The organism is Candidatus Binatia bacterium (genome assembly GCA_036382395.1).
Lineage (GTDB): Bacteria > Desulfobacterota > Binatia > HRBIN30 > HRBIN30 > JAGDMS01.
The window spans coordinates 1-2,528 of the sequence record DASVHW010000330.1; the positions used below are offsets into that span (position 1 = coordinate 1).

Annotated in this window: 2 protein-coding genes; both read right to left on the reverse strand. The window is 64.2% G+C overall.

The genetic code is table 11. The features are described from left to right. On the reverse strand, nucleotides 1-876 hold an 876-nt coding region (locus VF515_15760), incomplete at its 3' end, for a serine/threonine-protein kinase (GenBank protein ID HEX7409086.1). 617 nt (nucleotides 877-1,493) lie between these two features. Then, nucleotides 1,494-2,528, reverse strand: a 1,035-nt coding sequence (locus tag VF515_15765) for an IPTL-CTERM sorting domain-containing protein (GenBank protein HEX7409087.1), incomplete at its 5' end; no start/stop codon positions are given.

Below are 2,528 nucleotides of genomic sequence, written 5' to 3' on the forward strand. Positions count from 1 at the left end.
GACGAGCTCACTGAGGCTCCCGTCGAATGGCCTTCGGCCTACGATCGCCTCCCACGCCATGATCCCGAGGCTATAGAGATCGCTCCGGAAGTCGATCTCTCCGCCACGGCACTGCTCGGGCGACATGTAGGCGGGAGTTCCGAGCGTAGAGCCGGCGGTGGTGAACGTGTTTGAATCCAGACTCCTCCCGCCGCCAGAGGCAATCGTTTCCTCGTCGTCCTCGGCAGCCACAGAGACACGGTTGGGTGCGAAGGCCGTAGACAAGTGCGAGGCGGTCTCGTCCGCGCCGGGAAGCGTCGCCAACTCGGAAGGGTCCGGCTCCGATCGCGGGCGCTCGCCGGTCTCGGGTGCCGCCCGTTCGAGGAGCTTCGCAAGGCCGAAGTCGAGAACCCGGACGGCGTGGCCGCCGCGCGGATCGGGGACGAGCCAGACGTTGTCCGGCTTCAAGTCCCGGTGGACGATGCCGTTCCTGTGGGCCTCGTCGAGGGCGAGCGCAATCTGCTCGACGATGTCGACGACGACGTCGAGGGGGAGCCGGCCCTGCTCCTTCAGGGTGTCGCGGACGGTCCTCCCCTGAAGGTACTCCATGACGAGGTACGCGACATCGGTCTCACCGACTCGGGCGGTTCCGAAATCGGTGACGTCGACGATGTTCGGGTGGCGCAGGCCGCCCGCAGCCCGTGCCTCGCGGCGGAACCGCTCGAGCGCCTCGGGGTGCTGGACGAGCTGCGGAAGGATGATCTTGACCGCGACCACGCGGCCCGTGCCGACGTGCATGGCCCGATAGACCGCGCCCATGCCACCCCGGCCGATGCGCCCCTCGATACGGTACTTCCCGTCGAGAGTCCGCCCGAGAAGCGGATCCAGCGTCGACATTTATCAGATTGTTGCACGATGCGACAGCGCAGGCCCTTCCCGCGGCAGCGAGCGAGGCACTTGTAGGGGTGCAATGGAAATTGCCGGTGGGCTGTGGCGCGTACAGACCAGAGTCACGCCCTCGATTTCCTTCTCGATCCCGCCCGTAGACGGGCATTCTGTCGGGACGGCGATTTAGGTTCGAGTAATCGGCCTTTTCCTAGAAGGCGTCCCCGGAGTAATGGCTCAGCGCGCGAGCCTTCGGGACCAAGCTTCGCTGGTAATCGAGAAGCGGCGCTCCAACCGCACCGTGTACATGCTCCGGAGCGGCGTTCGGGCAGCCTAGAGCCGGGGTGGATGGCTCAAAGCGCGGTGGTCCGGGACTACTGGGCGCTGAAGATTGGACGACGGCGAGCCACTCGGCTCGTCCTAACCGTCTCGGGGTGAAGAGCTTGCCGCGGCCTAACCCTATCTTGCCGTCCGGAGCGGCTGCTGCCGGTGCTCGTTCGAAAAGCCGCCTGAAGGAGGGTCACGAAAGCTCAGCCAAAGGCGCTGGTCTGTGCCCGCCAACGGCCACCGCAATTCCCATTGCGTCCCTACACGTTCCGCGTGCTGCAGGGTTGCCGGTGCGCTAGGTTCTACGTCCCGCGTATTCTGTAGGCACCCGCCAGTCCGAGCAATAGCATGAGCGCCATCATCGCCGATTCGCTCAGGGTCGGGATGCTAGGGACGGCGTAACTTGTTACCGTGAGTGTCCACTTCGCGTAAAGCGTGACGTCGCCAGAACCCATCGCGAAGGTCGCGCCGCCGGCGTAACTCGTGCCGCTGCCGTTGGCGGCGGTGTTCCAGCCAGCGAAGGTATAGCCGGTCTTCACCAGACTGCCTGTGTTACCCAATACGGTGACCGTGGCACCGGCAACGTACGGATTGCCGTCGGTGGGCACACTGCCGCCAGTGCTGCCGTTGCCGTCGTAGGTCACACGTGGAACAGTTTGCAACTTGGCAGTTACCACCACCATCGCGAAGCTGCGGGTACCGATCATCGTCGCGGAGTCCTGCACCCCATCGTTGACTATTAGCGTAACGAAATAGCTGCCCTCCCCAGCATAAGTATGCGTTGGCGTGACCGTCGAACCCGAGGTTGTGTCTCCGAAATCCCAACGATAAGAGAGCGGAGCGTTTTCAGGATCGCTTGATGACGATCCGTCGAGCATGAGAGGCACGCCCGCTTGTGCATAGTAGATCGGACCGCCAGCTACGGCCAACGGCCGCAAGTTCGCCGATCTCGCACAGGGGATGCTGAATGGTGCAGTTGATCCGCTTGTTACCGCGGCGTTGTAGTGACCGTCAGTAGTAACAGATGGCACCGCGACCGTGCCCTGAAACGTCAGGCCCGGCAGCTTCGTGGGCAACTGAATCTGACCCCACGGTAGAGTGATCGTCACCGGAGCCAACTGGATCGGACCCGTAGTGGTGTCCCAACCATTCGCAACCAGCGTCCCATTGGCCGTCGGAGCCGCACCGTCGAGCGAGAGTGTTCCACCAGGCGCGACGCACGCGCCAATGGAAAGACCGGCTGATGGCAGGGCCGGCAGCACTTCGACCTCAGTGTGCGCGGGCGCCGACGTGACGCCGCCGGCGCTCACCGTCAGCGTGACCTGATAGAGACCGGC